The 1106-nt window shown below is 40.1% G+C and carries 1 protein-coding gene; it reads left to right on the plus strand.

Annotated elements, in window-relative coordinates; genetic code table 11:
• Positions 1 to 91 precede the first annotated feature (91 nt).
• Positions 92 to 1099 (plus strand): IS30 family transposase, encoded by a 1008-nt coding sequence (locus tag Q4500_RS18605; RefSeq protein ID WP_303601057.1) that lies wholly within the window; start codon positions 92 to 94, stop codon positions 1097 to 1099.
• Positions 1100 to 1106: the final 7 nt, after the last annotated feature.

Below are 1106 nucleotides of genomic sequence, written 5' to 3' on the forward strand. Positions count from 1 at the left end.
TCTAAGTTCAAGTCATAAGTGCAACACGAATATTTAAAACAGATGGGGCTAGCCCCATCTGTTTTAGGCTCAATATTTATATTCGTCTTGGATGAAAAAATACAAACAGTTGTGCCTTGCGCAAAGGTACCAAATTCAATCCCTATTAGATGTAGGATTGTCGCAGACAGCAATAGCTGATTATATCGGTGTTAGCAAGAGCACTATAAGTAGAGAGTTAAAACGGAACATACCCAAGCGTGGTCGGACAGCTGGGCGCTACATCGGCAAACACGCACAGCGCAAGACTGACTATCGTCACTCTGACAAGGCAAAGTATATCCTGCTAACAGAATGTATGAAGGTTCGGATCAAAGGTCTTATGGTATATGAGAAATGGAGTCCAGAGCTGATCGCCAAGCGACTATCTAAGGAATCGGAAACGTGCGTTAGCCACGAGACGATCTATAAATGGATCTGGACGGCAAAGCACAGCAATCACAGGGATCATTCGGACTATAAGAGTCTTCACAAACATTTGCGCCATACAGGGCGTAGACAAAAACGCAACAACACAAAAGATAAGCGCGGTGCCATAAAAGGTAGAATAGGCATAGACAAACGCCCCGAAGTTGTTGAGACGCGTTCACGAATTGGTGATATAGAAGTTGACCTTATGATGGGGAGTAACCATAGATCAGCGCTCTTGGTGATGACGGATCGGGCTACCCTAGTAACGATGATAGAGAAACTAAAAAGTAAGAATGCCGAAGAAGTCTATGAAAAAATGAGTAATAGACTCACTAACTTTAACTCCTGTTGGATTAAAACAATCACATTTGATAATGGTAAAGAGTTCGCTCAACATCATCAAATAGCTAAGGATCTAAAAGTAAAAACCTTTTTTACAAGACCATACACCTCTCAAGATAAGGGAACTGTCGAAAATAGAATTGGTGTCATAAGGAGATTCTTTCCAAAGAAAACAGACTTAAGAGAAGTAACAGTAAAACGAATAAAAGAAGTAGAAAGATTACTAAATTACAGACCCATTAGAAAGTTTAATTATAATAACCCAATTGAAGTCCTAAATGATAAGTGTGTTGCACTTATGGGTTGAACTCAGC

The organism is Maribacter sp. 1_MG-2023, assembly GCF_030547005.1.
Taxonomy (GTDB): Bacteria; Bacteroidota; Bacteroidia; order Flavobacteriales; family Flavobacteriaceae; genus Maribacter.